The sequence below is a fragment of the Duganella rivi genome, assembly GCF_009857435.1.
In the GTDB taxonomy this organism is placed as follows: Bacteria; Pseudomonadota; Gammaproteobacteria; order Burkholderiales; family Burkholderiaceae_D; genus Rugamonas; species Rugamonas rivi.
Map to the genome: position 1 here is coordinate 16,937 of NZ_WWCK01000003.1, position 26,644 is coordinate 43,580.

Consider the following 26,644-nt stretch of genomic DNA (forward strand, 5'->3'; position numbering starts at 1 on the left):
TTTTATGCATACTCAGGAAAACCATTGGTTCAATTCATCTTCATCGATCTTGTCGCGATGGAATTTCTCGTTATGGTCTAACGAAATCGCGAGTTGTTCTTCTTTGGCGGTGTTGACCGGCGTGGTGTGGCCTTCGGCATCGGTCTTGCCGAAGAAGACCTTGCCGTCGGCGCGCTGTTTCTTATACAGGCGGCCGGCGATGGCGGTGCCGGCCAGCGCATCCTTGACCTGGAAGCGGCCGGCGTACAGTTTTTCGTTCGGCAGCTCGGGCAGGGCGGGCGTGCTCTGTGCCGGGCCGGTCAGCTCCTTCATGCTGGCCTTGAAGGTCATGGTGCCGGGGCCGTGCACTTCGATATTGCCGCCTTCCAGTTTGAGGTAGGCGCCTTGCGCGGTCAGCAGCACGTGTTCCTTGGCGGCCATGCGCACGTCCTTGCTGACGCTGGCCACGGTAACCAGCCGGTCGGCGGTCAGCGAGGTGGCGTCGTTCTGGCTCTGGCTACTGAGCTTGCCGCTGGCCGCGTGCAGGCGGATGCCGGTTTCCTGGTTGGGCTTGTCGGCGCTGCTGGCTTTGCCGTAGGTGAACAGGCTAATGCCGTCGCGCACGGCGTGCAGGCTGTTGGCTTGCGCGAGCAGGTTGATGTCTTGTCCGGCCGCCAGCGTGCTGGTGGCGCCGGCGGCAATCACCGCGCTGGCCGGCGTGGTAGCGGCAATACCGGCTGGGGCGGACAACTGCATCATCGCTGCGCTGAACGCGGCGGCTTGGCCACCGCCGCCCGCATCGCCGGCCAGTCCCGAGCCAGACGCGGACAGCGCTTGCGCGCTGCTGGCCATTTGCGCGATGGCAGGCAACTTTTCGGGCTCCGGCTCGGACTTGAGTTTGGCGTTCTGCTTTTGCGCGGTGGTTGCCAGCGTGGTTTGCAGCGCTTGCGCCTGTTCGATCTGTGCCTGCCCTTCGCGCGCATCGAGCTGATGGCCGCTGCCGCCGTTGCGCAGGTCGGCCGACAGCAGCATGCCGCGTCCGGCACGCAGCGCGGCGCTGTGTTCGGACTTGAGCTCGGCGCCGAAACCGGCCGGCTGCAGGCGCTGGTTGTCGGTTTGATGGCGCAGATTACCCAGGTTGAGTTCGTCCGTGCCCTGGTGCGGCGACGCGTGCCGCTGCAAGCCCAGGCGCGGTTGGCCCGGCGTGTCATCGAACACCAGCTGGCTGTAAGCGCCGCTGCCCCCCTGGCTGGCTGGCAGCGCCTGGCTCTTGAGGCCGGACAAGGCGGCCGGGTGGGCGTGACCGGCAGTGGTGCCGGGGAACCACGCCGGCGCATTGCCGGTACTGGCGCCGCCGCCTTGCGCAACCTGGTTGTGCTGGGCGTCGGCCTGGCCCTGGCCGTTGTAGAGCGCGCCGATCACCACTGGCCGGTCGATATTGCCGTCGATGAAATCGACCAGCACTTCCTGGCCCACGCGCGGCACGGCGTTGCTGCCCCAATTGGCGCCCGCTTGTGGCGCCAGCGGCGTGGCAACGCGCACCCAGGCGCCGACGCTGTCATCGGCCGGCGCGCCGCTGTGGCTGCCGGGCGCCGGATGATTCAGGCGGCTGTGGCCGGCATCGCCGCGCTGCCAGTGAAATTGCACCTTGACGCGGTGGTCGCGGTCGGTATGCACTGCCGCGCCTGCCGGGCCGACCACCACGGCGGTCTGCTGGCCCTGCATGGTCGGGCGCGGGTGCAGCAGGCGGCCGTGGCCGTCCGTGCCGCTGGCGCGGTAGGGCACGCTGGCGCGGATGGCATCGATGCGGTTGCGGTACAGCGGCCGCTCGCCGGCCTCCTTGCCCACTGCGTGCAAGCTGCTGGCCTGCTCGGCGGCGATGGCGGCGCCCAGCGCGCTCTCGCCCAGCCGCTGCATCAGGCCGGCGTGCAGGTCGGCGCCGAGGTTGTTGTGCGCCAGGTGCACCACGCGCGTGACGAGGAAGCTGTCATCCCCCAGCGCGTGCTCGCTCAAATTGAAGGTGGTGCCCGGCGACAGCGTGCGCACGGTGCCGGCGCCGGTGTAGACCTCGCGCGACGCCTCCAGCGCTTGCAACTGCTGGTCGGCGATGCGCTGGCCGTGGGCGCGTGACGGGTAGGCGTAAGCGCCGGGTGCGTCACGGCTGGCCAGCAGCGCATCGGCCGCCGCATCCAGCGAGGCGGCGCTGACCGGGCGCTTGTCCAGCGTGCGGTAGTCCCAGCTATGCAGTTCGACGGCATTGGTTTGCAGCTTGAGTTCGCTGCGCCAGCGATCCATGCTGTCCTCGCGCATGACGGCGCCGGGCTGGGTGAAGCGCACCTGTGCCTGCGCGTTGGGCTTGAAGCTGCTGTTATCGTCGGCAATCACCAGTTCGTGGCCATCCTTGCTGTGCACGAAGTAGTGGAACAGGCCTTCCTCGTGCATCAGGCGCTCGGCAAAGGCGAGATCGCTTTCCTGGTACTGCGTGGTCAGGCTGCGCACCGGGTAGCGGCCGCGATCCTGCACTTCGAAGCGCCAGGCCGGCGCCAGCTTGCCCTGGCCTTGCCAGGCGCCGAATATGGCGTCCAGGATGTCCAGCACGTTCTTGTCCTGGAAAATGCGGCTGTCGCGGTTATGGCCGAGGAAAGCGAGCCACGGTTCCAAGGTCAGCGTGTAGCGCGCCAGGCCGCCGTTGGCGCCATTGGCCTCAGCACTGGTGATGTGACCGTGGAACGGCCGCGCCTCGCCCAGCGTGGTTTGCAGCTCCAGCAGCACCGGCTGGCCGAGCAGGGCGCGCAGCGACAGCCCGGCGTCCGGCGACAGGGCGGTGATGCGGAAACGGAAGCCGCCGCTTAGCGCCTCTTCGCCGCGGACGCATTCCGGCGTCAGCAGTTGGTCGCCAAGTGGCGTGATCAGGCGCAGCAGGCGGGTTTCCTGGCCTGGCAGGGAAAGCAATTCGCGCAGCATGGTTGTTAAGTTAATATGTTTGCATTCCGCATTACACCTGATTCGATCCAGCTCAGCAAGAGTGATTCGATTGAAATCTTGCGCCAATGAAAAACGCCCCGCGCGGCGTGAGCCGGGCGGGGCGTTGAGTACTGGTAATGCCTGTTAGTGGCTAGGCACAACTTCCATAGGTTCTGGATCGGTGATGGTCGAACCTGGGTGGGCCAGTTCGGCTTTCATCTTGTCCATGTCCAGCTCTTTTTCCCAGCGCGAGACTACCATCGCTGCCACGCCGTTGCCGATGAAGTTGGTCAGCGCGCGGCACTCGCTCATGAAGCGATCGATGCCGAGGATCAGCGCCATGCCGGCCACCGGAATATCCGGTACCACGTGCAGGGTGGCTGCCAGCGTGATGAAGCCGGCGCCGGTGATGCCCGATGCGCCTTTCGAGGTCAGCATCGCGACGCCCAGGATGGTCAGCTCTTGCATCAGGGTCAGGTCGGTGTTGGTGGCCTGTGCCACGAACAGCGCCGCCATGGTCATGTAGATGTTGGTGCCGTCCAGGTTGAACGAGTAGCCGGTTGGAACCACCAGGCCCACCACCGATTTCGAGCAGCCCAGGCGCTCCAGTTTATTCATCAGCGAAGGCAGTGCCGATTCCGAAGAGCTGGTGCCCAGCACGATCAGCAGTTCTTCCTTGATGTAGGAGATGAAGCGGCCAATCGAGAAGCCGGTCAGGCGCGCCACGGTGCCCAGCACTACCACCACGAAGATGATGCAGGTGGCGTAGAAGCAGCCCATCAGCGTAGCCAGTGGCAGCAGCGACTTGATGCCGTATTTGCCGATGGTGAAGGCCATCGCGCCGAATGCGCCGATCGGTGCAACCTTCATCACGATGTTCACCACGCCGAAGATGGCGTGCGAGGCTTCATCGATCAGCTTGACCAGCGGCTTGCCGCGTTCGCCCAGCAGCGAGATCGAGAAACCGAACAAAATCGCGATCAGCAGCACTTGCAAGATGTCGCCCTTGGCGAACGCATCCACCACGGTGTTCGGGATGATGTTCAGCAGGAAGTCGGTAGTGGTTTGTGCGTGTGCCTTGGTGGTGTACTGCTCGATGGACTTGGCGTCCAGCGTAGCGGCGGTGGCGTTGAAGCCGGCGCCTGGTTTCACCAGGTTGGCAACGAACAGGCCGATCACCAGCGCGAAGGTCGAGATCACTTCAAAGTACAGCAGCGCCTTGCCGCCGACGCGGCCGATTTTCTTCACGTCCTGCATGCCGGCGATACCCGACACCACGGTGCAGAAGATCACCGGTGCAATAATCATCTTGATCAGCTTGATGAAGCCGTCGCCGAGCGGTTTCATGGCGACGCCGCTGTCCGGGTAGAACGCGCCCAGCATCACGCCGCAGAAGATGGCGAAGAGTACCTGTACGTACAGGATTTTATAGAATGGTTTTTTCACGGAGTCTCCTCGTGTTTCGTTTGAGGAGTGCATCATCGCGCAGAAGGGCAGATATCACTATTGTGGAAAGCCGCAAATAACGGCTGGTGATATCTGCCTTTGGTAAGGGATAGTACTTACTGCGTGCTTATTGAGCTACCCAGCCGCCGTCCATATTCCAGGAGACGCCGCGCACTTGCTTGGCCGCGTCCGAACACAGGAACACCGCCAGCGCGCCCAGTTCTTCCGGCGTGACGAAGTCGCCCGACGGCTGCTTGTCCGCCAGCAGCGCCTTTTTGGCTTGCTCGTTGCTGATGCCGTCCTTGGCGGCGCGGTCGTCCACTTGTTTTTGCACCAGCGGCGTCAGCACAAAGCCGGGGCAGATGGCGTTGACGGTAACGCCGGTGGTGGCAGTCTCCAGCGCATTGGCCTTGGTCAGGCCGATCAGCCCGTGCTTGGCGGCGACATAGGCCGACTTGCCGGCCGACGCCACCAGGCCGTGCGTCGACGCCAAATTAATGATGCGGCCCCAGTTGTTGGCGCGCATGCGCGGCAGCACCAGGCGCGAGGTGTGGAAGGCCGAGGTCAGGTTAATCGCAATGATGGCGTCCCACTTCTCAACCGGGAATTCCTCGACGTTGGCGACATATTGAATGCCGGCGTTATTCACCAGTACATCGACGCCGCCGAACTTCTCGCCGGCGAAAGCAATCATGGCTTCGATCTCGGCTGGCTTGGTCATGTCGGCGTTGTGGTAAGCCACCTTCACGTCGAACTCCTTGGCGAGATCAACTTGCAACTGCGCGATTTCCTGGCTGTCGCCAAAGCCGTTCAGCAGCACGTTGGCGCCCTCGGCCGCCAGCGAGCGGGCGATGCCCAGGCCGATGCCGGAGGTGGAACCGGTAACCAACGCGGTTTTACCGCTCAAAGTCTTGTTTGCCATACTGTCCTCTATAGGGTTGGTGATAAAAGGCGCGCTGCGCTACACTTCGGTAGAATTTTGTCACAACGCGGTAAAATGGTCATTCTGAACATCATTACATAAAAACCATTAAGGAAGCCGCATGCTCCACGCAAAAATAAAGTCTGTTCAATGCCTGTCGCTGGCTGGCCTGCATCGCATGTCCTACAAGGAGTGGGGCGATGAAAACAATCCCAACGTGCTGGTCTGCGTGCACGGCGTCACCCGCGTAGCGGACGACTTTGACAACATGGCGCGCGCGCTGGCCAACGACTACCGCGTGATCGCCCCGGACATCGTCGGCCGCGGCCGCTCCGAGTGGCTGAAAAATCCGCAGCTGTACCGCATACCGCAGTATGTCAGTGATATCGTAACCTTGCTGGCGCGTGTGCTGCCAGACGGCGAAAGTCAGAAGGTCGACTGGTTCGGTACCTCGATGGGCGGCTTGATCGGCATGGGCCTGGCCTCGCTGCCGGGCAATCCGATCCGCAAGCTGATCCTCAACGATATCGGCCCGGTGCTGGCGCCGATGGCCTTGCAGCGCATCGGCGACTACATCGGCCAGGACTTGCGCTTTGAAACCTTTGAGGCCGGCGCCAAGTTTGTCCGCGACGTTTCGCTGTCGTTCGGCGAGCACACCGAAGAGGAATGGCACAAGCTGGCAACCGACGTTTTGCGCCAGGACAAAGACGGCAAGTGGGTGCGCCATTACGATATGGGACTGGCCTTGCCGTTCCGCTCGGCCACGCCGGAATCGGCCGACGCCGACCAAGCCATGCTGTGGGCGGCTTACGATGCCATCATGTGCCCGACGCTGCTGGTGCGCGGCGCCGATTCCGACCTGCTGTCGCCGGAAACGGCCAAGCTGATGACCGAGCGCGGCCCGAAAGCCAAGCTGGTAGAAATTCCGAACGTCGGCCACGCGCCGACCTTTATTCACGACGATCAAATCGCAATAGCAAAGCAATTCCTGCTGGGTTAAGCAAGTTAAGTTAGGTAAGAAGAGTATGGAAATCAAACGACTGCACGTGGGCAAACGCCTGTCCGAAGTGGCGATCCACAACAACACCGTGTATCTGGCCGGCCAGATCCCGGACGACCTGTCGCTCGACATCAAGGGCCAGACGCGCGAAGTGCTGGCCCACATCGACCGTCTGCTGGGCGAATCCGGCAGCGACAAGACCTGCATCCTGAGCTGCCAGATCTACCTCAAGGACATGGCCGACTTCCCCGGCATGAACGAGGAGTGGGACGCATGGGTGCCGCAGGGCCACACGCCGCCGCGCGCCACGGTCGAAGCGAAACTGTACGATCCGCGCGTGCTGGTTGAAATTATCGTCATCGCCGCGCAGCGCTAGGAGCATCATGGTTTCCACCACTGCGCTTACCAGCGCGACGTCGGAGCAGCTGGTTCAAGGCCTGTCTCCCGACGACAGCGCCCGCATGCTGGCAGCGCTCGACTTTGCCGGCGGCGCCTACGCCGACAAGGTCGCCTCCAGCGGCCAGCCGGCGCTGGACTTCGCGGTCGGCGTGGCCGGCACGCTGGCCTCCCTGAATACCGACGTTGAGACCCGCATCGCCGGCCTGATGTTCGAGCTGACCTTGCTCGACCCGGCGCTGGCGCCGATCATCGAACCGCGTTTCGGCTGCGGCGTCAACGACCTGGTGGCCGGCGTGCGCCAGTTGATCCGCTTGCGCGAACTGACGCAGACGCAAAATGCTCCAGCCGCAGGACGCGGCCGCAACGCTGCGCAAATGGCGGTGGCGCAGGTCGAAACCCTGCGCAAGATGCTGCTGGCGATGGCTTCCGATATGCGCGTGGTGCTGGTGCGCCTGGCGTCCTGCGTGACCAGCCTGCGCTACTTTGCCGACATCAAACTGTTCAACGACATGACCTGCGCTTATGGGCGCGAGACCTTGGACTTGTATGCGCCGCTGGCCAACCGGCTCGGTATCTGGCAGCTGAAGTGGGAATTGGAAGACTTGTCGTTCCGTTTCATCGAGCCGGAAACCTACAAGCGCATCGCCAAGATGCTGGAAGAAAAACGCCTGATGCGCGAAGGCTTCGTTGCCAGCGCCATCGAGCGGCTGCAGTCGGAAATGGCGGCAGCGGGTATCCAGGCCGAGGTGTTTGGCCGTCCCAAGCACATCTACTCCATCTGGAGCAAGATGAAGGGCAAGGAGCTGGACTTCACCGACCTGTACGACGTGCGCGCCTTCCGCGTGATCGTGTCGGACGTGAAAACCTGCTACACCGTGCTGGGCGTGGTGCACAACATCTGGACGCCGATTCCGAAAGAATTCGACGATTATATTTCGCGTCCGAAGCCAAACGGCTACCGTTCGCTGCACACCGTGGTGACGGCGGAAGACGGCCGTCCGCTGGAAGTGCAGATCCGCACGCAGGAAATGCACAGCTTTGCCGAGTATGGCGTGGCGGCGCACTGGCGCTACAAAGAGACTGGCGGTTCCAACTTCACCGCGCAGCAGTACGACGAGAAAATCGCCTGGTTGCGCCAGCTGCTGGCGTGGAAAACCGACGTGGCCGATGCCGTGGTCGGCGAGGAAGAACAGCAGCGCGAGTGGGTGGAAAAGCTGAAAGCCGCCGCGCTGGACGACCGCATCTTCGTGCTGACGCCGCAAGCGCGCGTGATTGAGCTGCCGGTCGGCGCAACGCCGGTGGACTTTGCCTACCACCTGCACAGCGATGTTGGCCACCGCTGCCGTGGCGCGCGTGTCGATGGCGTGATGGTGCCGCTGAATACACCGCTGAAAAACGGCCAGACCTGCGAAATCATCACTGCCAAAGGCGCGCCGGGCACGGCTGGCCCATCGCGCGATTGGCTCAGTGATGAGTACACGGTGGCGACGCGCACGCGTTCCAAGATTCGCGCCTGGTTCCATGCGATCGACATGCAGGAAACCTTGTCGCACGGCCGCGCGCTGGTGGAGAAGACCTTGCAGCGCGAGGGCAAGACCGCCGTCAATCTGGAAGCGCTGGCGAACAAGCTGGGATTTGCCAAGGTTGACGACTTGTTCCTGTCTGTCGGCAAAGATGAATTCAGCCTGCGCGCAATTGAAAACGCGCTGCACGACAGCGGCGAGCCGACCGAGCCGGTGGACGAAGTCTTCCTCGGCAAGAGCCGCGCATCAAGCGTGGAGCAGGGCGCCAAGTCGGGCGTGCTGGTGGTGGGTACGGATGGCTTGATGACGCAGCTGGCCAAGTGCTGCAAGCCGGCGCCGCCGGATGGCATCGTCGGCTTTGTCACGCGCGGCAAAGGCGTGTCGATCCACCGCGCCACCTGCAAGAACTTTGCCGAAATGCGCGCCAAGGCGCCGGAGCGGGTGATTGTCACCGAGTGGGGACGTGCCGGTGCGGATACGGTCTACCCGGTCGATATCTTCATCCTGGCGAACGACCGCCAGGGCCTGCTGCGCGATATCTCGGAGATTTTCTCGCGCGAGAAAATCAACGTTATCGGCGTCAACACCCAATCGGCCAAAGGCTTTGCGCGCATGACCTTCACCGCCGAAATCGGCGCCACGGCGCAGCTGCACAAAGCCCTGAGCGCGATCTCGGAAGTGGGCGGCGTGCAGGAAGCGCGTCGCGCTTAAACGTGCGCCCGCCGCGCCGCCTGCACCGACGGGCGGGCGGCGAGGCGTTTCTCGTAGGCCGCAACGGCCGGCCATCGCTCAAGTCCGATGGCGAAGAATGAGAACCACCCCAGTACGGTATACAGATAAGCGTCCGCTACGGTGAATGCCGTGCCTTGCAGGAAGGGCTGCGCTTGCAGCGTGTCTTCCAGTGTCGCCATGCGGCGGAACAGGCGTTCGCGGAAGATGGTCGCAGCCGCTTCAGGCAGCTCCTTGTTGAAAAGCGGCGCCACTCCGGCGTGAATCTCGCTGGTGATGAAATTCAGTGTTTCCTGCAAGCGCACGCGCGGCCAGCTGCCTACTGGCGGCGCCAGTTGCATCTCCGGTTTCAGGTCTGCCAGATATTGGATGATGGCCGGGCCTTCGGTTAGCACTTCTCCATTATCCAGTTCCAGCGCGGCGACATAGCCTTTGGGATTGATGGCGCGGAAATCGCAGCCGTCGGCGGTGCGTTTGGTCTGGTTGTCGACCTTGACCAGCTGGTGCGCGAGGCCGAGTTCCTCCAATACGATCAGCGGTGATAGGGAACAGGTGTGCGGTGCGTAATACAGCTTCATTGAATGCTCCTTGAACGATGAGCCGCCACTGTATGGCTTGCGCGGGGCGCTGTAAAATTAATGCTCCAGAAATCAGCTATCAGTTTTTCTAATGATGAACTTATCCCATTGGCGCTTGCTGGCAGCAGTGGCCGATACGCGCAATATTTCGCGGGCCGCGGAGTTGGTCGGCATCTCGCAATCCGGCGCCAGCCAGGCGCTTGCGCAGATGGAGTCTGCGCTTGGCAGCAAACTGCTGGTGCGCGAACGGCGCGAGGTGAGTGTCACCGCGCTGGGGGAGCAAGTGCTGGTGCACGCGCGGGCGATGCTGGCGCAGTTTGACGCGATTCGTGCTTTGGCCGACAGCGCGCAAGGACTGCATTCCGGCCGCATTCGCCTAGCGACCTTTCCTTCAGTGCTGGCGACGGTGTTACCCGCATTGATATCGTCGTTCAGGCGCCGCCATCCGGGCATTGAGCTGGTGGCACTGGAGGGCACGGATGAAGAGGTGGAAGAATGGCTGGCGGCAGGCACAGTGGAATTGGGTGTGGTGCTGAATCCGGAGCCGGCGAGGCAAGCCGCCATCATCGGGCGTGACGAGTGGATGGCGGTGATCCCGGCCAGTCACGCGCTGGGGCGGCGCAACAGTGAGCAGGGGGTGCGTTTGAGCGAGCTGGTCGGCGAGCCGTTTGTGTTGGCCACCGGTGGGTGCTCGGTGCATGCGCAAAGCCTTGTGGAGGAGGCTGGTCTGATGCTGTCCGATATCCGCGTAACGGTACGCGATCTTGCCAGCGCGGCGGTGCTGGTGCGCGAAGGGCTTGGTGTGTCCATCTTGCCCGAGTCAGCCTTGCCGGAAAACCGGCGCGGCTTGCGCGTGCTGCGCTTGCAACCACGCGCTTATCGTGACTTCGGGCTGGTTTGCTCCCAAGTGGCGCGGGAGTCGGCGCCGGTGCAGGCGTTCTTGCGGGAGTTATGAGGTCATGGTCCGCGCAATGCGCGCGGCGATGGCTTCTGCCAGCAGGTGGATGTGGTAGCCGTCCACGAAGCCATGATGGGCTTGCACTGACATGGTCATGGTCAGGCGGCCATCGTCACGCGGCTCGCTGAAGCGGCCCCAGGCGAGCGACGGAATGTCGTAATCCTTGTGCTGATAGATCGGGTGCTCGATCGACGTCAGCTTCAGCCATGGCATGCAGGTGATGTGGATGTTGCGGCGCTGGTCGTACTCGCTCAGGTCTTCCGACTTGTTGATGATCCTGGTGCTGGCTTCCGCCACCTTCTTCGCCTCCACGCTGCGGGCGACAAATTCCTTCAAGTCCGGCGTCATTTCAAAGCGCGCGAAGTTCAGGTTCTGATCCTGATTGATGACGGTGTACGAAGCCCAGAAATCCTTGATCTTGATAACTTCGCCCTGATGGATGCGGTACATGAAGTTATCGATGCCTTCCAGTGCGTGCAGCACGTGATACAGGAAGAAGTGAAACGGCGGCAGTCCGTTCTGCTTGCAGAAAGGCCGGAACTCCGGCACTTCCAGCTCAAAGCTCAGGTTGACGAGGGGTTTTTCGAATGACGCAAAAGCCTCGTAGCGGTCGCGGCGTTTTTCAAAATTATGCATGGTGTTATTAGGGTTGTGTGCTGTCCAGTGTGAGCGGCTTGATGGTTCGCTGCAAGGACTGGACGCGCGGATCGTCTGGCGCTATCAGGCTGAGCGCGGCAAGCGCTTCGGATGAGGTCGCAGCTGGCGATTCGGCTGCCGCCAGCAGTTCGGGAATGTAGCGATGAGCCTTGTTGCCCGCGTGGCCAATCAACTCCGCCAACGGCATGGCGGTGCGCGACACGGCTTGGCCGGACAGCAGCAACTTGACCAGTGCCGGCAGCGCTGGCTCCAGCATGGTCTGCATGCGCTGGGCTCCGTTCTTGTCGCGCCAGCCGTTCATGGAAATGTAGCCTACCGATTGCGAGAGTTCGATGAGGGCGGCGTCGACGACCGCTGCGTCGGTTGAGGTCAGGCCGGCGCCGATGATTTGGCCCAGTCGCTGTCCAAGCGGTTCGGCCGGCTCCGGCATGTGCGTAAGTACGGTAGTCATTGCCGACAGTACGCAAGCGCGCGGCGTAGTGGCGCTGTTGCGGGCGAAGTCGAGCATTTCGGCTGCTGTTGGCGCATCCTGCGGCAGGCCGGATTTGCGATCGGCATATTCTGCGCCGCTGATGTGGCAGGCGGCGTTGCTGATGCGTTGCTGGTCATGCGTGGCCAGTGCCTCCTTTAGGATGCCGAACGCAGTGCAGGATCCAGCTTGCGCAGCACTCAGGTCGCTGGTCAGGACATTGGTTGGACGCACGCTGTCCTCCACCTCCAGCAGCGCGGCCCAGCCTTGAATGCTGACACGCCCCTTGGGTGTCTCGCAATTGTTGTAGACGACTTCACGCGCATCGCCCATTGCGGTGGCGCCAAATGCGCGGTCACCGCAGAGCGAGCCTGAATAGGGTGGGACTGGATCGCCATCGAAATCGGTGCGGTAATACACAGCGGATTTATATGGCTGGTAGGCGGCTGGCAGTTCGTAGTGGAAGTTTTGAACCACTGCCGGCTGCTGGCTGGAGCACATGCCGGAGTTGGTTGCCAGTTGCAGCAGTTGCCGTGCCGGAGCGCCATCCAACACCAGCTGGGCGCCGGCGCCATCGAGCTTAAGTGGTTCGGCATCGATGAAGAAATCGGTCTGCGCAGGATAACGCCAGCGCTCCTTGTTGTTCATGTAGCGGATGGTGTAGTGCGCTCCCGGCTTGAAGCCGCCCACCGGCGCCACGCGGGCCAGATAGCGTTGTGCTTTGCCTTTCGCGCCAAGGTCGGGCCAGCTCAGTTGCGCTTTCAGCGGCCCCGGCTGGGCATTGGTCGTGATGTAGAAGGCGGTGGGCTTGAGCTTGTCGTCCTTGGCAAGGAATAGCGCGCCGCGGGCATTGGCGGGCAGGCGGTCGAGGTCGGCGTGTACAAATCCGACTTCAGGCAGCGGCGAGCAGGAGCAAGCCCACGCTGGGCTGAGCATCAGTAGCGTGCTGAGTGTAATCAGAGGGCGGATCATGGGGCGACTTCAGCTTGCAGGGTGATGTGGTCGATGCCGTGTTTTTCGAGGAGCATGGCTTTGATGTTGTGCAGGATTTCTGGCCAGCGTTCCAGGTCGGTGATTTCGACGTGGCCGATCAGCGCAGGCTGGCCGGGCGACATGTCCCACACGTGCAGGTCGTGCACGGAGCAGACGCCGTCCATTTGCTCGAGGTCGGCGCCGACTTTCAAGTAATCGATTTGCTCGGGCACGCCGCCCATCAGGAAGTGGTAGGACTCGTGCAGCACGCCGATGGTGGACTTCAGGATCAGCAGCGCCACGAACAGCGACAGCAGCGGGTCGATCTGCATCCAGCCAGTGTAATAGATGACGCCGCCCGCCACCAGCGCGGCGACGGAGCCGAGCAGGTCGCCCAGCACGTTGACTAAGGCGGCGCGGGTGTTCATATTGCTGTCGCCGCGCGACAGCATCCACGCCAGCACGAGGTTGATCACCAGGCCCAGCGCGGCCACGATGAATACGGTCGCGCCTTGTACTTCTTCGGGATGCGCGAAGCGGCTGATGGCTTCGTAGCAGATCCAGCCCACCAACACGAGCAGCACCAGGCTATTCACAAACGCCGCCAGCGCCTCGGCGCGGCCGAAACCGAACGAGTGGCGCGCCGAAGGAGGGCGCTTGGCGATCAGCTGCGCCAGCAAGGCCAGGCCCAGCGCGGCAGCGTCGGTCACCATGTGGCCGGCGTCGGAAATCAAGGCCAGCGAGTTGGACATGAAGCCGGTCACGACCTCCGCCACCGCAAAGCCCAGCGTCAGCGCCAGCGACCATGCCAGCACCGACTGGCTGCGCTGCACCGTGTAGTGCTGGTAATGGGCGTCACCATCACGGTGTTCGTGCAGGTGGGCGGAAGGGGAGGTGTCGGCTTGCATAGGCGCGTGGTTTGGTGGGAATAGCGACAGTTTACTGCATGCCAGTAACGGCCGCTTCGTACTTCTCATAGGAGAAATTGAAATGTTTCCTTTGATTACCCTTGTTTTTCTCCGGATCGCTCTCTATAATGCTGGTCTTCGGGCGGTTAGTTCAGCTGGTTAGAATACTTGGTCGACATCCAAGGGGTCGGGGATTCGAATTCCTCACCGCCCACCAGAATTCGTAGTAAAGTAAAATTTAAGAGCAGTACCACGGGCGGTTAGTTCAGCTGGTTAGAATACTTGGTCGACATCCAAGGGGTCGGGGATTCGAATTCCTCACCGCCCACCAGACATCTGTAAGAGCGAGAAAGGCAATCACGGTTATGACACCGCGAACTACTACCAAGCTTTGGGAGTGACGCTAGTCAACGGGATTCTTTTGCTTGTCAAAAAGAGAAAAACGCGGCTAGCCCGCGTTTTTTTTCGTCCAAATTTTTCCAACACCGTTTTAAATTAAATCACCGGAGATCACTATGATTTCAGTTCGCCTTCCTGATGGTTCCGCCCGCGAATTCGACGGCCCGGTCACTGTGGCCCAAGTGGCGTCCAGCATTGCGACCAGTCTCGGCAAGGCCGCGCTGGCCGGCAAAGTCGATGGCAAAGTGGTCGATACCTCGTTCCTGATCGACAAAAACGTCGACCTGGCCATCGTGACCGACAAAGACCCGGAAGGTCTGGAGGTGATCCGTCACTCGACCGCTCACTTGCTGGCTTACGCTGTCAAAGAGCTGTTCCCGGATGCGCAGGTCACCATCGGCCCGGTGATCGATAACGGCTTCTACTACGACTTCTCGTACAAGCGTCCGTTCACGCCTGACGACCTGGTGGCGATCGAAAAGAAAATGGGCGAGCTGGCGAAAAAAGACGAGCCAGTCACCCGCAAAGTGCTGCCGCGCGACGAGGCCGTGGCCTACTTCAAATCGATCGGCGAAGCCTACAAGGCCGAGATCATCGAGTCGATCCCTGCTGACCAGGACGTTTCGCTGTACAGCGAAGGCAACTTCACCGACTTGTGCCGCGGCCCGCACGTGCCATCGACCGGCAAGCTGAAGGTGTTCAAGCTGATGAAGCTGGCCGGCGCTTACTGGCGCGGCGACAGCAAGAACGAAATGCTGCAGCGCGTGTACGGCACCGCCTGGGCCAAGAAGGAAGATCAAGAGCAGTACCTGTTCCAATTGGAAGAGGCGGAAAAGCGCGACCATCGCAAGCTGGGCAAGCAACTGGACTTCTTCCACTTCCAGGACGAGGCGCCGGGCCTGGTGTTCTGGCATCCGAAAGGCTGGACCATTTGGCAGCAAGTTGAGCAGTACATGCGCAACAAGTACCAGGTCAATGGCTACCAGGAAGTGAAAGCGCCGCAGATTCTGGACGCCAGCCTGTGGGGCAAGACCGGCCACTGGGATAACTACCGCGAAAACATGTTCGTGACCGAGTCGGAAAACCGTTCGTACGCGCTGAAGCCGATGAACTGCCCGGGTCACGTGCAGATCTTCAACAGCAATATGCGTTCGTACCGCGACCTGCCGCTGCGCTACGGCGAGTTCGGCCAGTGCCACCGCAACGAGCCGTCGGGCGCGCTGCACGGCATCATGCGCGTGCGCGGCTTTACCCAGGATGATGGTCACATCTTCTGCACCCACGAGCAGATCCAGCCGGAAGTCGTCGCTTTCCACACGCAAGCGATGGAAGTGTATTCGGACTTCCACTTCCACAATATCGAAGTGAAGCTGGCGCTGCGTCCTGACAACCGCATCGGCTCCGACGCCATCTGGGATGAGGCGGAAGAAGCGCTGCGCGCCGGCCTGCGTGCCTGCGGCGTCACCTGGACCGAGCTGCCGGGCGAGGGCGCGTTCTACGGCCCGAAGATCGAATATCACCTGAAGGATTCGCTGGGCCGCCCATGGCAGGTCGGCACCATGCAGGTCGACTTCTTCATGCCGGAACGCCTGGGTGCCGAGTACGTGGCCGCTGACAACAGCCGCCAGGTGCCAGTGATGCTGCACCGTGCGATCGTCGGTTCGATGGAGCGCTTCATCGGCATCCTGATCGAGAACTATGCGGGCGCGCTGCCGGCATGGCTGGCGCCAGTGCAGGTGTCGGTGCTGAACATCTCGGATGCGCAGGCTGAATACGTGCAGCAAGTGGCTGAAAAGCTGCGCCGCTGCGGCTTCCGCGTACAGACCGATTTGCGCAACGAGAAAATAAACTATAAAATACGCGAACATTCCGTCCAAAAACTGCCTTACATCTTAGTTGTAGGTGACAAAGAACGGGATGCCAACACCGTCGCCGTGCGGGCACGGGGCAATGTCGATCTGGGCGTCATGTCCGTCGATGCCCTGATAGAGCGACTGCAACAAGACGTCGCCACCAAGGCCTAAGCGCACTGGCAATTCATTAGATTTTAAAAGGAATCACCATAGCTACTGACAAGTCGCATCGCATCAATGGCGAAATCACTGCCCCTGAAATGCGTTTAACTGGGGTCGATAACGAGCCTCTCGGTATCGTGAGTTTGGCCGAAGCCTTCCGCCTGGCGGAAGCGGCAGACGTCGACCTGGTCGAGATCGCACCTACCGCGGTCCCGCCGGTCTGCCGTCTGATGGACTACGGCAAGTTCAAGTATTCGGAGCAGAAAAAGGCTCACGAAGCGAAATTGAAGCAGAAAGTCATCTCCGTGAAGGAAGTCAAATTCCGCCCGGGTACCGATGACGGCGACTACAATATCAAGCTGCGTAACCTGATCAAGTTCCTCGAAGACGGTGATAAAACCAAGATCACCCTGCGCTTCCGTGGCCGCGAGATGGCGCACCAGGATATTGGCTTCCGCATGCTGGAACGTCTGAAAGCCGACCTGGAGCCGCATGGCCAGGTCGAGCAGTTCCCGAAAATGGAAGGCCGCCAGATGATTATGGTGCTGGCGCCGAAGAAGAAAAAATAAGTTTGCTGTAAAGGCAAGCAAAAAAAGGGCACGCGAGTGCCCTTTTTTCATTTTCCTGCGCTATAATGTCCGGCTGTAGTAAATGTAGTGGACTCGCATCCGCTGCACAAACAAGTGAGAGCAGGCATCTAAGAGCGACGTAGTGTTGCCACCTGTAATCCTGTTTAATAGGAGCTGTCCGAGAGGGCAGAATATCTATGCCAAAAATGAAAACCAAGAGCTCGGCGAAAAAACGTTTTCGCGTGCGTCCAGGTGGTACCGTTAAATCGGGTATGGCTTTCAAACGCCACATCCTGACCAAGAAGACGACGAAGAACAAGCGTCAACTGCGCGGCACCCGTAACATCGATGCGACCGACGTCCAGCGCGTCTACGCAATGATGCCATCCGCTTAATCTCACCACTCAATTAAGGAGCTAATATGCCTCGAGTAAAACGTGGGGTTACTGCGCGTGCCCGTCATAAAAAAGTACTGAACCTCGCCAAAGGCTACCGCGGTCGTCGTAGCAAGGTATACCGTATTGCCAAGCAAGCAGTGATGCGCGCTGGCCAGTACGCATACCGTGACCGTCGTAACAAGAAGCGCGTCTTCCGCCGCCTGTGGATCGCCCGTATTAACGCTGCTTCCCGTGAGCACGGCGTTACCTACAGCGCATTCATGAACGGTCTGAAGAAAGCTTCGATCGAACTGGACCGTAAAGTCCTGGCCGACATGGCAGTTATGGACAAGCCAGCCTTCGCTGCGATTGTCAACGTCGTTAAAGCTAAAATCGCTGCTTAATTTTTAAGCGCGGATTTACGCAAGAGAACGGGGCAAGGGTCACACCTGTGCCCCGTTTTTGATTCAAGGATAAGAAAAACGCATGGACTCCCTGGAACAACTCGTCGCCTCAGCAGTGCAGGATTTCGACGCGGCCAAAGACGACGCCGCCGCACTGGAAAACGCCAAAGCCAAATACCTGGGCAAGACCGGCCAGATTACCGAATTGATGAAGGGCTTGGGCAAGCTCGACCCGGACGCCAAGAAGGCGCAGGGCGCGCTGATCAACGCCGCCAAGCAGCAGATCGAAGCCGCGCTGACCGCGCGCCGTGATGCGCTGGCCGAGGCGCAGCTGCAAGCCCGTTTGAACGCCGAGGCGATTGACGTCTCGCTGCCAGGCCGCGGCCGCGCCGGCGGCGGCATCCACCCGGTGATGCGTACCTGGGAACGCGTGGAAGCCATCTTCCGCTCCATCGGTTTCGACGTGGCCGACGGCCCGGAAATCGAAACCGACTGGACTAACTTTACCGCGCTGAACAGCCCGGAAAACCATCCTGCGCGTTCGATGCAGGACACCTTCTACATCGAAGGCAACGACAGCCAGGGCAAGCCGCTGCTGCTGCGCACCCACACCTCGCCGATGCAGGTGCGCTACGCGCGCAACAACCAGCCGCCGATCAAGGTGATCGCGCCGGGCCGCACCTACCGCGTCGACAGCGACGCCACCCACTCGCCGATGTTCCATCAAGTGGAAGGCCTGTGGATCGCCGAGAACATCAGCTTTGCCGACCTGAAGGGCGTGTACCTGAACTTCGTCAAGGCCTTCTTCGAGACCGACGACCTGCAAGTGCGCTTCCGTCCGTCGTATTTCCCGTTCACCGAACCGTCGGCCGAGATCGACATCGCGTTTGGCAGCGGCCCGTTGAAAGGCCGCTGGCTGGAAGTGTCGGGCTCGGGCCAGGTGCACCCGTCGGTGGTGCGCAATTTCGGCCTGGATCCTGAAAAGTACATCGGCTTCGCGTTCGGCTCCGGCCTCGAGCGCCTGACCATGCTGCGCTACGGGATCAACGACCTGCGCCTGTTCTACGAAGGCGACCTGCGTTTCCTGAAGCAGTTCAACTAATACGGACACGATAAAAAGAAAGCTCGAACGAATATGCAATTCTCCGAAAACTGGCTCCGTACCATGGTCGATCCGAAGATGACTTCGGACGAACTGGCCCATCTGCTGACGATGTCCGGCCTGGAAGTGGAAGAAGTGGAACCTGTCGCGCCGCCGTTCTCCAACGTGGTGGTTGGCCACGTGCGCGAAATGATGAAACACCCGAACGCCGACCGCCTGAACGTCTGCCAGGTGGACGTCGGCACCGGCACCTTGCTCAACATCGTCTGCGGCGCGCCGAACGTGCGTCCGGGCCTGAAAGTGGTGTGCGCCATGGCCGGCGCCGTGCTGCCGCCGGGCGCCGATGGCAAGCCGTTTGAAATCAAGGTAGGCCAGCTGCGCGGCGTCGAGTCGCAGGGCATGCTGTGCTCGGCCAAGGAACTGAAATTGTCGGAAGAGGGCAGCGGCCTGCTGGAACTGCCGGACGACGCGCCGATCGGCAAGAACTTCCGCGACTACTACGCGCTCAACGACCTCAAGTTCACCATCAAGCTGACCCCGAACAAGGCGGACTGCCTGTCGGTGCTGGGCGTGGCGCGTGAAGTGTCGGCCCTGACCGGCGTGGCGCTGACTGCGCCGACCTTCCGTCCGGTGACCGTCAACCTGGATGAAAAACTGCCGGTGAAAATCTCGGCGCCGGATCTGTGCGGCCGTTTCTCGGGCCGCGTGATCCGCAACCTGAACGCCAAGGCCGCCACGCCGGACTGGATGAAGCAGCGCCTCGAGCGCAGCGGCCAGCGCTCGGTATCGGCGCTGGTGGACATCTCCAACTACGTGATGCTGGAACTGGGCCGTCCGACCCACGTGTTCGACCTGGCCAAGATCCACGGCGGCCTCGACGTACGCTGGGGTCGCAAGGGCGAATCGCTCAAGCTGCTGAACGGTAACACCATCGAGATCGATGAGTGGGTCGGCGTGATCGCCGACGAGAAGGAAATCGAATCGCTGGCCGGCATCATGGGCGGCGATGCGACCGCCGTGTCGCTGGACACCGAATCGATCTACCTGGAAGCCGCTTTCTGGTGGCCGAACGCGATTCAGGGCCGCGCCCGCAAGTACAACTTCTCGACCGATGCGGCACACCGCTTCGAGCGCGGCGTGGACTACGCCACCACCGTTGAACACATCGAGCGCATCACCTCGCTGCTGATCGAAATCTGCGGCACCGCGACCACCCAGGTGGGCCCGGTGGACGACCAGATCGTCAACCTGCCGAAACGCGAGCCAGTGCAAATGCGCACCGCGCGCGCGCAGAAAGTGATCGGCGTGGCGCTGGACGACAAGGTGATTGCCGACATCTTCACCCGCCTGGCGCTGCCGTTCTCGCTGGCCGACGGCGTGTTCTCGGTGACCGCACCGTCGTACCGCTTCGACATTGAAATCGAAGAAGACTTGATCGAAGAAGTGGCCCGCGTGTACGGCTTCGAGAACATTCCGACCGTGGCGCCGGTAGCAGCCAACACCATGATCATCGCGCCGGAAAACACCCGCTCGCTGTTTGCGGTGCGCCATCAGCTGGCCGACCTTGGCTACCAGGAAGTGGTCAACATGAGCTTCGTGGAAGCGGCGTGGGAGCAGGACTTTGCCGGCAACGCCAACCCGATCAAGCTGCAGAACCCGATCGCCAGTCAGCTGAGCGTGATGCGTTCGACCCTGGTCGGCAGCCTGGTGGCCAACGTGCGCTACAACCTGAACCGCAAGACCAACCGCGTGCGCGCGTTTGAAATCGGCGCCATCTACCAGCGCGACGACAGCGTGGCCGACGGCCCGCTAACCGTGGCCGGCTACCATCAGCCGAAACGCGTGGCAGGCATCGCCTACGGCAGCGTGGCGGACGAGCAGTGGGGGCAGGACACCCGCGCGGTCGACTTCTTTGACGTCAAGGCCGATCTGGAGCACCTGTTCGCGCCGCTGGCTCTGCGTTTCGTCAAAGCGGAACACCCGGCGCTGCACCCGGGCCGCTCGGCGCACGTCTTGCTGGATGGCAAAGTTATCGGTTTCATCGGCGAACTGCACCCGCGCTGGCTGCAGAAGTACGAGTTGCCAAACGCACCAGTCGTCTTTGAAGTCGACGCGATTGCCTTGCAGCAACGACCTGTGCCAAAATATGATGAGATTTCCAAGTTCCCGGGCGCGACCCGCGACTTGGCGGTAGTCGTCAAGCAAGAGGTGGCGGCACAGGATTTGCTGGACGCGTTTAATGCCGCTGTGCAAGCAATCCCGCAGGGCAAGATTGTGCAAGCCATTGTTTTGTTTGATGAATATCGTGGTAAAGGTTTGGAGGCAGACGAAAAATCGCTTGCTTTCCGCTTTAGCTTGCAAGATACTCAAAACACGCTGCAAGACGACGTAGTGGAAGCCGTGATGGCTGCCGCCGGCGAGGCCGCCAAGCAAAAACACGGCGCGCGCCTGCGTACTTAAGCGTTGCATTTTTGACTAATCGTGAGTCCGGCTTTGTGCCGGACTTGTTCATTTTTACTTTAAGGCAGGGCTGGAAAATTAATAATAACGACGTAGATTCCGCCGTACTCCAATCCGCATTGGCTGCCGATCTGCACCGGGCCATGCAGGTTGCCAAGGTGCGCCAGGACGCGGAAAAAGATTTACCGACGCTGACCAAGGCGGAACTGGCCGAACTGTTGTTCGAGCAAGTGGGCCTGAACAAGCGCGAGGCCAAGGACATGGTCGAGACCTTCTTTGACGAAATCCGCAACGCGCTCGAGCGCGGCGAGGCCGTCAAGCTGTCCGGTTTCGGCAACTTCCAGCTGCGCGACAAGCCGCAGCGCCCGGGCCGCAACCCGAAAACCGGCGAGGAAATTCCGATCACGGCGCGCCGCGTCGTGACTTTCCACGCCAGCCAGAAACTCAAGGGCATGGTGGAAGAGAGCAACCCATCGATGGCGCGCGCCGCCTGAACGGGAGTTAAGCTGCAATGAACGATCGACTCGCCAAGTCCGAACTGGTCGTCCTGCCGCCGATTCCAGCCAAGCGCTACTTCACCATCGGCGAAGTGAGCGAGCTGTGCGGCGTGAAGCCGCACGTGCTGCGTTACTGGGAGCAGGAATTTACCCAGCTCAAGCCGGTCAAGCGCCGCGGCAACCGCCGCTATTATCAGCACCACGAGGTGCTGCTGATCCGCCGCATCCGCGAGTTGCTGTACGAGCAGGGCTTCACCATCAGCGGCGCCCGCAACAAGCTCGATAGCCGCGGCTACGACAGCAGCGCGGAATTGGATGCGGCCGAGGCGCCGCCGGAATTGCCGCCGCTGGATCGTGAATTCATCCGCGCTGAATTGCAAGCGATACTGGCGTTGCTTAAACTCGACTGAGCAGTCGCGCGCACTGCTGGCACAAACCGCAGCTGGCGATATGATTGCTGCTATACTTTCAATATTATTCGATTATCAGCGACGCTGATGCACGGTGGCGGATAGCCCGGCAAAGTCCGGGCACGACGAGAGGAAAGAATGATACGCGTTGCCATTTGTGACGATCACCAAATTGTAAGAGCAGGCTTTAAACAGATTTTTTCATCCTCGGACGATTTTGAGGTGGTGGCGGAAGCCGGTACCGGCCGCGAAGCGCTGGATATCGCCCGCCGCGAAATTTGCGACGTGCTGCTGCTCGATATCGCGATGCCCGATCAAAGCGGCATCGACACCTTGCGCACCATCCGCCAAGGGCAGCCTGATCTGCCGGTGCTGATCCTGTCGGGCTATCCGGCGCAGCAGTACGCGGTCAACCTGTTCAAGATGGGCGCCAACGGCTACCTCAACAAGGAATGCGAGGCCGACGAGCTGATTACCGCCGTGCGCACCGTGTACCAGGGCCGCCGCTATGTCAGCTCCACTGTGGGCGAACTGCTGGCGCAGAGCTTTGACCGCGACCCGAATACGGCGTTGCACACCGAGCTGTCGGATCGCGAGTTCCAGGTATTCCTGCGCCTGGCGCGTGGCGCTACCGTATCGGACATCGGCGTGGCGCTGTCGCTCAGCATTAAAACCGTCAGCACCTATCGCACTCGCATCATGGAAAAAATGGGCATGCAGTCGAATTCCGACTTGACCTACTACGCCATGAAAAATAATTTGCTCGATTAGCGCACACTGTTGGGGCGCGCACAGACGCACTAAATTTTCTTCCAGTCTATAATTTGGCTGTTCACACTGGGAAGGAAATGGATGTATTTCACCGTCGAAACAGCGCCGCATCAACGCTTGCCGCTGTACAAGACCGTCTTGTGCGTGACTTGCGCGTTGCTGCTGATCGTCAACGGCTTCAGCCTGTTTCATAATTTGCAAGCACTGCGCGGCGCGCAAGTCCTGCTGGGGCAGACCGCGCGCGTGGCCGACCGCCTGCAATATTTGAACGTGCTGGTGCTCGATGCCGAGAGCAGCATGCGCAGCTATTTCCTGTCCGGCCGCGACGCCTACCTTGGGCCGACCCGCACCGCGCTGGCCGACTCCGAAGCCGAATTCAAAGAACTGGAACGGCTGCTGGCCGATAATCCGTCGCAGTTGAAGAACCTGGCGCAACTGCACACGCTGGTGCGCCGTCGCCTCAGCATCATGAGCCAGGCGCTCGATGTGTACCGCGACGGCGGCTTGCAGGAGATCGTCAAAATTGCCAAGCTCAGCGACGACCGTTCCAGCATGGACGAGATCCGCCTGCTGGTGGTGATCATGGAGCAGGAGCAGAATGAAACGCTGAACGCGCGCAGCGCCACCTTCTACCAGGAGTATCAAAAAGCAGTGCTGCTAGGCGTCGGCATCAATGTGCTGGCGATTCTGGTGCTGGTGATGTTCTACCAGCTGGTGCGGCGCAGCTTTGCGCACCGCGCCGCAGTGGAGCACGCGCTGCAATCGGCCAACGAAAACCTGGAATCGACCGTGCAGCAGCGCACGCAACAGCTGTCCGTGCTGTCGCGCCACCTGATCAGCATCAGCGAGGAAGAGAAGGTGCGCCTGTCGCGCGAGCTGCACGATGAGCTGGGCGCGAACCTGACCTCGATCAGCATGGACATCGCCGCCGTCACCCAGCAATTGCGCAAGACGCATCCAGAACTGGCCGAACAACTGAAGCGCGCCCGCGGCACGCTGGTGGAAACGGTGGAGATGAAGCGCCGCATCGTTGAGAACCTGCGTCCAAGTCTGCTGGACAATCTCGGCCTGTGCGCCGCCATTGAAAGCTATTGCGACGAGTTCAGCCGCCTGTCCCAGGTGCGCTGCGACTGCAATGTGGCGGCCGACATGGAAAGCATGACGCGCCACTCCGGCGATCTGTCGATTGCCTTGTTCCGCATCGTGCAGGAATCGCTGACCAATATCCGCAAGTACGCCCAGGCCAGCCGCGTGACGGTGACCTTGAATCGCAACGAGGAAGGGTTGATGCTGCGGATTATCGACGACGGCATCGGCATCTCGCCCGACACCATCATCAAGCCGATGTCGCACGGCTTGCTGGGCATGCGCGAGCGCGCCTTGCTGCTGGGCGGTACGCTGAATATTCGCCGCGGCCGCAACGACACCGGCACCTGCATTGAAGTGGCGATTCCGCTGCGCCAGCGTGAGGAAACGGTGGAAGTGGGAGAGCGCCGGGTCGTGCTGCCGCCGGCGCTCACCGAAGTGATCAGCAACGCGCTACATCAACCCGCAGACGATCAAACTCCGTCTTCGCAACCTTATAGCACTCGCCCGCATACGCCTCCAAGCCTGAGCGATCAAGCACAGTGATATTGCCGCGGCGGTAGGTAATCAAGCCTTCGTCTTGCAGCTTGCCGGCCGAGGCGGTAATGCTTTCGCGCCGCACGCCCAGCATGATGGCGATCATTTCCTGCGTTACCTTCAGTGCATTCGATGGCGAGCGGTCGAGGCGATCCAGCAGCCAGCGGCACAGTTTTTGTTCGATCGAGCTATGGCGGCCGCCGACGGCGTTTTGCGCCATTTGTGCAAACAGCGCGGTGTTGTAGCGCATCAGCAGGGCAGGCAGGGCGCCGCCCTTGGCGAAGGCTTCGCGCAGATGCTGGGCTTTCATGCGGTAGCCGTAGCCGGCCGCTTGCACCACGGCGCTGCACATGGCGCGCTCGCCGTCGAACAGCGATACTCCTACAACGCCTTCATGGCCGACCACGGCGATTTCCGTGGTGGCGCCGTCTTCCATGACGTAGCGCAGCGAGACGATGGCGGTGGTAGGGAAGTGCACGTATTCCATGGCCGTGCCGAATTCAAACAGTTCTTTGCCGAAAGGCAGTTGAACCAGCTCCAGATGTTCAAACAGGGATTCCAGCGCTTCGCGAGGCAGTGCGCCCAGCAGTTCGTTTTGCTGCGCACCGCTGTAAGTGATGGCAGGACGGGAAGCGGTTTTGTTGTTCATGGTGATCCTCAAAAGCTAGTTACGTGTTGACGTAACTTTATGAGGATTGTTAGTTGGCGAACATAAGAGCAGGGGACGCGGAAATGTAGGTCTGGAACAGGCCTGCCTGTAGTCCTGATCCTACAAGGGATCACCGGCTATCTTTCTGAAGGGGGCAGCGGCATAATGACATACCCCCTGATGATGTGGCGCACGATATGCACGTACTGGTAGTGGAAGATGATGCGGTGTTGGCGGACGGCCTGAGTCGCGTGCTCGGCAGCCATGGCATGGCCGTGGAGGTGGTCGGCAACGGCGCCCAGGCGGATCAACTCCTACAACGCGCGGGACAGGCGGAAGTGGTGGTGCTGGACATCGGCCTGCCCGGCATGGATGGCTTCGAGGTAGTCCGGCGCCTACGCGCGCGCGGCAGCGCCGTGCCGGTGCTGCTGCTGACGGCGCGCGACGCGGTCGAGGACAGGGTGCGCGGGCTGGAGCAGGGCGCCGACGATTATCTGGTCAAGCCGTTCGCCACCGCCGAGCTGGTGGCGCGCGTCAAGGCGCTGGCGCGGCGTCACACGGCGCCGCAGGCCGGGCTGGCGCTTGGCAATTTGTCGCTGGACGTGGCCGCCAAGCGCGCGCGCGTGGGCGAGAAGGTGATCGAGCTGTCGGTGCGCGAATGGGCGGTGCTGGAATATCTGCTGCAACATGCCTCGCGCGTGGTGTCCAAGCAGCAGATCATCGACGCCATCCTGCCGTGGGGCGACGACATCACGCCGAACGCGGTGGAAGTCTACATCTCGCGCCTGCGCCTGAAGATCGCCGACGCCGGCGTCACCATCCGCACCATCCGCGGCTTTGGCTACATGCTGGAGCCGGCCGCATGAGCAGCATCCGGCTGCGCCTGTTGCGGCGGGTGATTCCGCCCATCCTCCTGATGAACCTGGCCGCCGGCGCGCTGGCCTACACGCTGGCCTCGCCGCACCTGCGCGAGGCGGTGCTGCGCACGCTGGTGCTGCTGGAAATCGTGTTCGCGCTGGGCTGCGTGGCGCTGATCTGGTTCTCGGTCAGCAATGGCTTGCGGCCGCTGAACCGCCTGCGCGCCGATCTCAACGCGCGCGATGGCGGCGATCTCGCGCCGATCGCCGCCGATGATGTGCCGTACGAACTGGCGCCGCTGGTATCGTCCTTCAACGGCTTGCTGGCCAAGGTAGGCGAGGGCGCGCAGGCGCGGCAGGATTTCCTCGCCAATGTGGCGCACCAGCTGCGCACGCCGCTGGCCGGCCTCAAGACCCAGCTCGAATGGCTGGGCGCGCGCCACGCCGAACCGGACACGGCGCAATCGCTGAAGCTGATGCTGTCGGCCACCGAGCGCATGATCCGCCAGACCAACCAGCTGCTGTCGCTGGCGCGCGCCGAGCCGCATCACTTTGAGAAGACCCGGCTGGAGCCGGTAGCGCTGGACGCGCTGGTGGCCGACGCCGTGCAATCGTTCGTCGATCAAGCCTCGCTGAAAAACATCGACATCGGTTTTGATCTGGAGCCGGCCACCATCACCGGCGACCGCTTCCTGCTGCGCGACCTGATCGACAACCTGATCGACAACGCCATCCGCTACACGCCGGCCGGCGGCGCCGTCACGGTGACAGTCCGCTCCGGCCTGCTGACGGTGGAAGATAACGGCCCCGGCATCCCGCCCGCCAAGCGCGAGCAAGTGTTCAGCCGCTACGTGCGGCTCGACGACAAGACCCACGGCAGCGGCCTCGGCCTTGCCATCGTGCGCGACATCGCCGTGGTGCACGGCGCCAAGCTGACGATTTCCGACCCGGCCAATGGGCAAGGCGCGCTGTTCACGGTGAAATTTAGCTAAATTTGTGCGCTTGTC

The 26,644-nt window shown here is 61.5% G+C and carries 24 protein-coding genes and 2 tRNA genes; 18 read left to right on the plus strand and 8 right to left on the minus strand.

Going from position 1 to position 26,644, the window contains the following annotated elements; translation table 11 throughout:
* Positions 1-12: 12 nt before the first annotated feature.
* From GTP45_RS08745 to GTP45_RS08755, 3 genes are all read right to left on the minus strand, one after another.
* The gene (locus tag GTP45_RS08745) at positions 13-2,943 is read right to left on the minus strand and encodes a type VI secretion system Vgr family protein (protein ID WP_161013502.1); all 2,931 of its coding nucleotides are present in this window, start codon (positions 2,941-2,943) and stop codon (positions 13-15) included.
* 144 nt (positions 2,944-3,087) lie between these two features.
* Positions 3,088-4,389: a dicarboxylate/amino acid:cation symporter gene (locus tag GTP45_RS08750; RefSeq protein ID WP_161013503.1), complete on the minus strand. Its 1,302-nt coding sequence runs from the start codon at positions 4,387-4,389 to the stop codon at positions 3,088-3,090.
* 127 nt (positions 4,390-4,516) lie between these two features.
* Positions 4,517-5,311, minus strand: a complete 795-nt coding sequence (locus GTP45_RS08755; RefSeq protein ID WP_161013504.1) for a 3-hydroxybutyrate dehydrogenase — start codon at positions 5,309-5,311, stop codon at positions 4,517-4,519.
* 121 nt (positions 5,312-5,432) lie between these two features.
* On the opposite strand from GTP45_RS08755, the gene GTP45_RS08760 reads away from it, so the two are divergent.
* From GTP45_RS08760 to GTP45_RS08770, 3 genes are read left to right on the plus strand one after another with little or no spacing between them, the layout of a single operon-like run.
* Positions 5,433-6,311, plus strand: coding sequence for an alpha/beta fold hydrolase (locus GTP45_RS08760; protein WP_161013505.1), 879 nt, complete (start codon positions 5,433-5,435; stop codon positions 6,309-6,311).
* Positions 6,312-6,336: 25 nt separating this feature from the next.
* Positions 6,337-6,687 (plus strand): RidA family protein, encoded by a 351-nt coding sequence (locus GTP45_RS08765; protein WP_161013506.1) that lies wholly within the window; start codon positions 6,337-6,339, stop codon positions 6,685-6,687.
* Positions 6,688-6,694: 7 nt separating this feature from the next.
* Positions 6,695-8,944 carry a RelA/SpoT family protein gene (locus tag GTP45_RS08770; protein ID WP_161013507.1) on the plus strand — a complete coding sequence of 750 codons (2,250 nt, stop codon included), beginning with the start codon at positions 6,695-6,697 and terminating at the stop codon, positions 8,942-8,944.
* Here the strand turns inward: GTP45_RS08770 and gstA are convergent.
* Positions 8,941-9,540 carry a glutathione transferase GstA gene (gstA, locus tag GTP45_RS08775; RefSeq protein ID WP_161013508.1) on the minus strand — a complete coding sequence of 200 codons (600 nt, stop codon included), beginning with the start codon at positions 9,538-9,540 and terminating at the stop codon, positions 8,941-8,943. The two genes, GTP45_RS08770 and gstA, sit on opposite strands and share 4 nt — an antisense overlap.
* Positions 9,541-9,631: 91 nt before the next feature.
* Here gstA and GTP45_RS08780 point away from each other — a divergent pair, with 91 nt between their 5' ends.
* Positions 9,632-10,495 (plus strand): LysR family transcriptional regulator, encoded by an 864-nt coding sequence (locus GTP45_RS08780; protein ID WP_161013509.1) that lies wholly within the window; start codon positions 9,632-9,634, stop codon positions 10,493-10,495.
* Here the strand turns inward: GTP45_RS08780 and GTP45_RS08785 are convergent.
* From GTP45_RS08785 to GTP45_RS08795, 3 genes are read right to left on the minus strand one after another with little or no spacing between them, the layout of a single operon-like run.
* Positions 10,490-11,134: a CatA-like O-acetyltransferase gene (locus GTP45_RS08785; protein ID WP_161013510.1), complete on the minus strand. Its 645-nt coding sequence runs from the start codon at positions 11,132-11,134 to the stop codon at positions 10,490-10,492. The two genes, GTP45_RS08780 and GTP45_RS08785, sit on opposite strands and share 6 nt — an antisense overlap.
* A gap of 7 nt (positions 11,135-11,141) precedes the next feature.
* Positions 11,142-12,596, minus strand: a complete 1,455-nt coding sequence (locus GTP45_RS08790; RefSeq protein WP_161013511.1) for a hypothetical protein — start codon at positions 12,594-12,596, stop codon at positions 11,142-11,144.
* Positions 12,593-13,504 (minus strand): cation diffusion facilitator family transporter, encoded by a 912-nt coding sequence (locus GTP45_RS08795; protein ID WP_161013512.1) that lies wholly within the window; start codon positions 13,502-13,504, stop codon positions 12,593-12,595. The genes GTP45_RS08790 and GTP45_RS08795 overlap by 4 nt, the downstream gene beginning before the upstream one ends.
* 140 nt (positions 13,505-13,644) lie before the next feature.
* Between GTP45_RS08795 and GTP45_RS08800 the strand changes: the two genes are divergently transcribed.
* The 12 genes from GTP45_RS08800 to GTP45_RS08855 all read left to right on the plus strand — a co-directional run bounded on the left by GTP45_RS08800 (position 13,645) and on the right by GTP45_RS08855 (position 24,140).
* Positions 13,645-13,721, plus strand: a tRNA-Val gene (locus GTP45_RS08800).
* A 37-nt stretch (positions 13,722-13,758) separates the two neighbouring features.
* A tRNA-Val gene (locus GTP45_RS08805) sits at positions 13,759-13,835 on the plus strand.
* A gap of 184 nt (positions 13,836-14,019) precedes the next feature.
* Complete coding sequence (gene thrS / locus GTP45_RS08810) at positions 14,020-15,927, plus strand: threonine--tRNA ligase (RefSeq protein WP_161013513.1); 1,908 nt, start codon at positions 14,020-14,022, stop codon at positions 15,925-15,927.
* A 20-nt stretch (positions 15,928-15,947) separates the two neighbouring features.
* Positions 15,948-16,487, plus strand: a complete 540-nt coding sequence (gene infC, locus GTP45_RS08815) for a translation initiation factor IF-3 (protein ID WP_371874441.1) — start codon at positions 15,948-15,950, stop codon at positions 16,485-16,487.
* 197 nt (positions 16,488-16,684) lie between these two features.
* Positions 16,685-16,882, plus strand: a complete 198-nt coding sequence (gene rpmI / locus GTP45_RS08820) for a 50S ribosomal protein L35 (RefSeq protein WP_056156036.1) — start codon at positions 16,685-16,687, stop codon at positions 16,880-16,882.
* 26 nt (positions 16,883-16,908) lie between these two features.
* The gene (rplT, locus tag GTP45_RS08825) at positions 16,909-17,268 is read left to right on the plus strand and encodes a 50S ribosomal protein L20 (protein ID WP_092271776.1); all 360 of its coding nucleotides are present in this window, start codon (positions 16,909-16,911) and stop codon (positions 17,266-17,268) included.
* Positions 17,269-17,350: 82 nt separating this feature from the next.
* The gene (gene pheS, locus GTP45_RS08830; RefSeq protein ID WP_161013514.1) at positions 17,351-18,370 is read left to right on the plus strand and encodes a phenylalanine--tRNA ligase subunit alpha; all 1,020 of its coding nucleotides are present in this window, start codon (positions 17,351-17,353) and stop codon (positions 18,368-18,370) included.
* A 33-nt stretch (positions 18,371-18,403) separates the two neighbouring features.
* The gene (gene pheT / locus GTP45_RS08835) at positions 18,404-20,830 is read left to right on the plus strand and encodes a phenylalanine--tRNA ligase subunit beta (protein ID WP_161013515.1); all 2,427 of its coding nucleotides are present in this window, start codon (positions 18,404-18,406) and stop codon (positions 20,828-20,830) included.
* Positions 20,831-20,973: 143 nt separating this feature from the next.
* Positions 20,974-21,324 (plus strand): integration host factor subunit alpha, encoded by a 351-nt coding sequence (locus GTP45_RS08840; protein WP_092271767.1) that lies wholly within the window; start codon positions 20,974-20,976, stop codon positions 21,322-21,324.
* A gap of 17 nt (positions 21,325-21,341) precedes the next feature.
* Positions 21,342-21,737: a MerR family transcriptional regulator gene (locus GTP45_RS08845; protein WP_161013516.1), complete on the plus strand. Its 396-nt coding sequence runs from the start codon at positions 21,342-21,344 to the stop codon at positions 21,735-21,737.
* 138 nt (positions 21,738-21,875) lie between these two features.
* Entirely contained in the window at positions 21,876-22,508 is a 633-nt protein-coding gene (locus GTP45_RS08850) for a response regulator (RefSeq protein WP_161013517.1), read from the plus strand.
* Positions 22,509-22,589: 81 nt separating this feature from the next.
* On the plus strand, positions 22,590-24,140 hold the full coding sequence (locus tag GTP45_RS08855; protein ID WP_161013518.1) for a CHASE3 domain-containing protein: 1,551 nt from the start codon (positions 22,590-22,592) through the stop codon (positions 24,138-24,140).
* Here the strand turns inward: GTP45_RS08855 and GTP45_RS08860 are convergent.
* On the minus strand, positions 24,037-24,780 hold the full coding sequence (locus GTP45_RS08860) for a Crp/Fnr family transcriptional regulator (RefSeq protein ID WP_161013519.1): 744 nt from the start codon (positions 24,778-24,780) through the stop codon (positions 24,037-24,039). The two genes, GTP45_RS08855 and GTP45_RS08860, sit on opposite strands and share 104 nt — an antisense overlap.
* Before the next feature lie 197 nt (positions 24,781-24,977).
* On the opposite strand from GTP45_RS08860, the gene GTP45_RS08865 reads away from it, so the two are divergent.
* On the plus strand, positions 24,978-25,646 hold the full coding sequence (locus GTP45_RS08865) for a response regulator transcription factor (RefSeq protein ID WP_161013520.1): 669 nt from the start codon (positions 24,978-24,980) through the stop codon (positions 25,644-25,646).
* Positions 25,643-26,629 carry a sensor histidine kinase gene (locus tag GTP45_RS08870; RefSeq protein WP_161013521.1) on the plus strand — a complete coding sequence of 329 codons (987 nt, stop codon included), beginning with the start codon at positions 25,643-25,645 and terminating at the stop codon, positions 26,627-26,629. The genes GTP45_RS08865 and GTP45_RS08870 overlap by 4 nt, the downstream gene beginning before the upstream one ends.
* The last annotated feature ends 15 nt before the right edge of the window (positions 26,630-26,644 follow it).

Coding starts and splice junctions, on each gene's coding strand:
- GTP45_RS08760 (WP_161013505.1), top strand. CDS start 5,433: ATGCTCCACGCAAAAATAAAGTCTGTTCAATGCCTGTCGCTGGCTGGC.
- GTP45_RS08850 (WP_161013517.1), top strand. CDS start 21,876: ATGATACGCGTTGCCATTTGTGACGATCACCAAATTGTAAGAGCAGGC.
- GTP45_RS08865 (WP_161013520.1), top strand. CDS start 24,978: ATGCACGTACTGGTAGTGGAAGATGATGCGGTGTTGGCGGACGGCCTG.
- GTP45_RS08795 (WP_161013512.1), bottom strand. CDS start 13,504: ATGCAAGCCGACACCTCCCCTTCCGCCCACCTGCACGAACACCGTGAT.
- GTP45_RS08755 (WP_161013504.1), bottom strand. CDS start 5,311: ATGGCAAACAAGACTTTGAGCGGTAAAACCGCGTTGGTTACCGGTTCC.
- thrS (WP_161013513.1), top strand. CDS start 14,020: ATGATTTCAGTTCGCCTTCCTGATGGTTCCGCCCGCGAATTCGACGGC.
- pheT (WP_161013515.1), top strand. CDS start 18,404: ATGCAATTCTCCGAAAACTGGCTCCGTACCATGGTCGATCCGAAGATG.
- GTP45_RS08855 (WP_161013518.1), top strand. CDS start 22,590: ATGTATTTCACCGTCGAAACAGCGCCGCATCAACGCTTGCCGCTGTAC.
- GTP45_RS08860 (WP_161013519.1), bottom strand. CDS start 24,780: ATGAACAACAAAACCGCTTCCCGTCCTGCCATCACTTACAGCGGTGCG.
- GTP45_RS08780 (WP_161013509.1), top strand. CDS start 9,632: ATGATGAACTTATCCCATTGGCGCTTGCTGGCAGCAGTGGCCGATACG.
- GTP45_RS08765 (WP_161013506.1), top strand. CDS start 6,337: ATGGAAATCAAACGACTGCACGTGGGCAAACGCCTGTCCGAAGTGGCG.
- GTP45_RS08845 (WP_161013516.1), top strand. CDS start 21,342: ATGAACGATCGACTCGCCAAGTCCGAACTGGTCGTCCTGCCGCCGATT.
- GTP45_RS08870 (WP_161013521.1), top strand. CDS start 25,643: ATGAGCAGCATCCGGCTGCGCCTGTTGCGGCGGGTGATTCCGCCCATC.
- GTP45_RS08745 (WP_161013502.1), bottom strand. CDS start 2,943: ATGCTGCGCGAATTGCTTTCCCTGCCAGGCCAGGAAACCCGCCTGCTG.
- GTP45_RS08770 (WP_161013507.1), top strand. CDS start 6,695: ATGGTTTCCACCACTGCGCTTACCAGCGCGACGTCGGAGCAGCTGGTT.
- rplT (WP_092271776.1), top strand. CDS start 16,909: ATGCCTCGAGTAAAACGTGGGGTTACTGCGCGTGCCCGTCATAAAAAA.
- GTP45_RS08785 (WP_161013510.1), bottom strand. CDS start 11,134: ATGCATAATTTTGAAAAACGCCGCGACCGCTACGAGGCTTTTGCGTCA.
- gstA (WP_161013508.1), bottom strand. CDS start 9,540: ATGAAGCTGTATTACGCACCGCACACCTGTTCCCTATCACCGCTGATC.
- GTP45_RS08840 (WP_092271767.1), top strand. CDS start 20,974: ATGCAGGTTGCCAAGGTGCGCCAGGACGCGGAAAAAGATTTACCGACG.
- rpmI (WP_056156036.1), top strand. CDS start 16,685: ATGCCAAAAATGAAAACCAAGAGCTCGGCGAAAAAACGTTTTCGCGTG.
- pheS (WP_161013514.1), top strand. CDS start 17,351: ATGGACTCCCTGGAACAACTCGTCGCCTCAGCAGTGCAGGATTTCGAC.
- GTP45_RS08790 (WP_161013511.1), bottom strand. CDS start 12,596: ATGATCCGCCCTCTGATTACACTCAGCACGCTACTGATGCTCAGCCCA.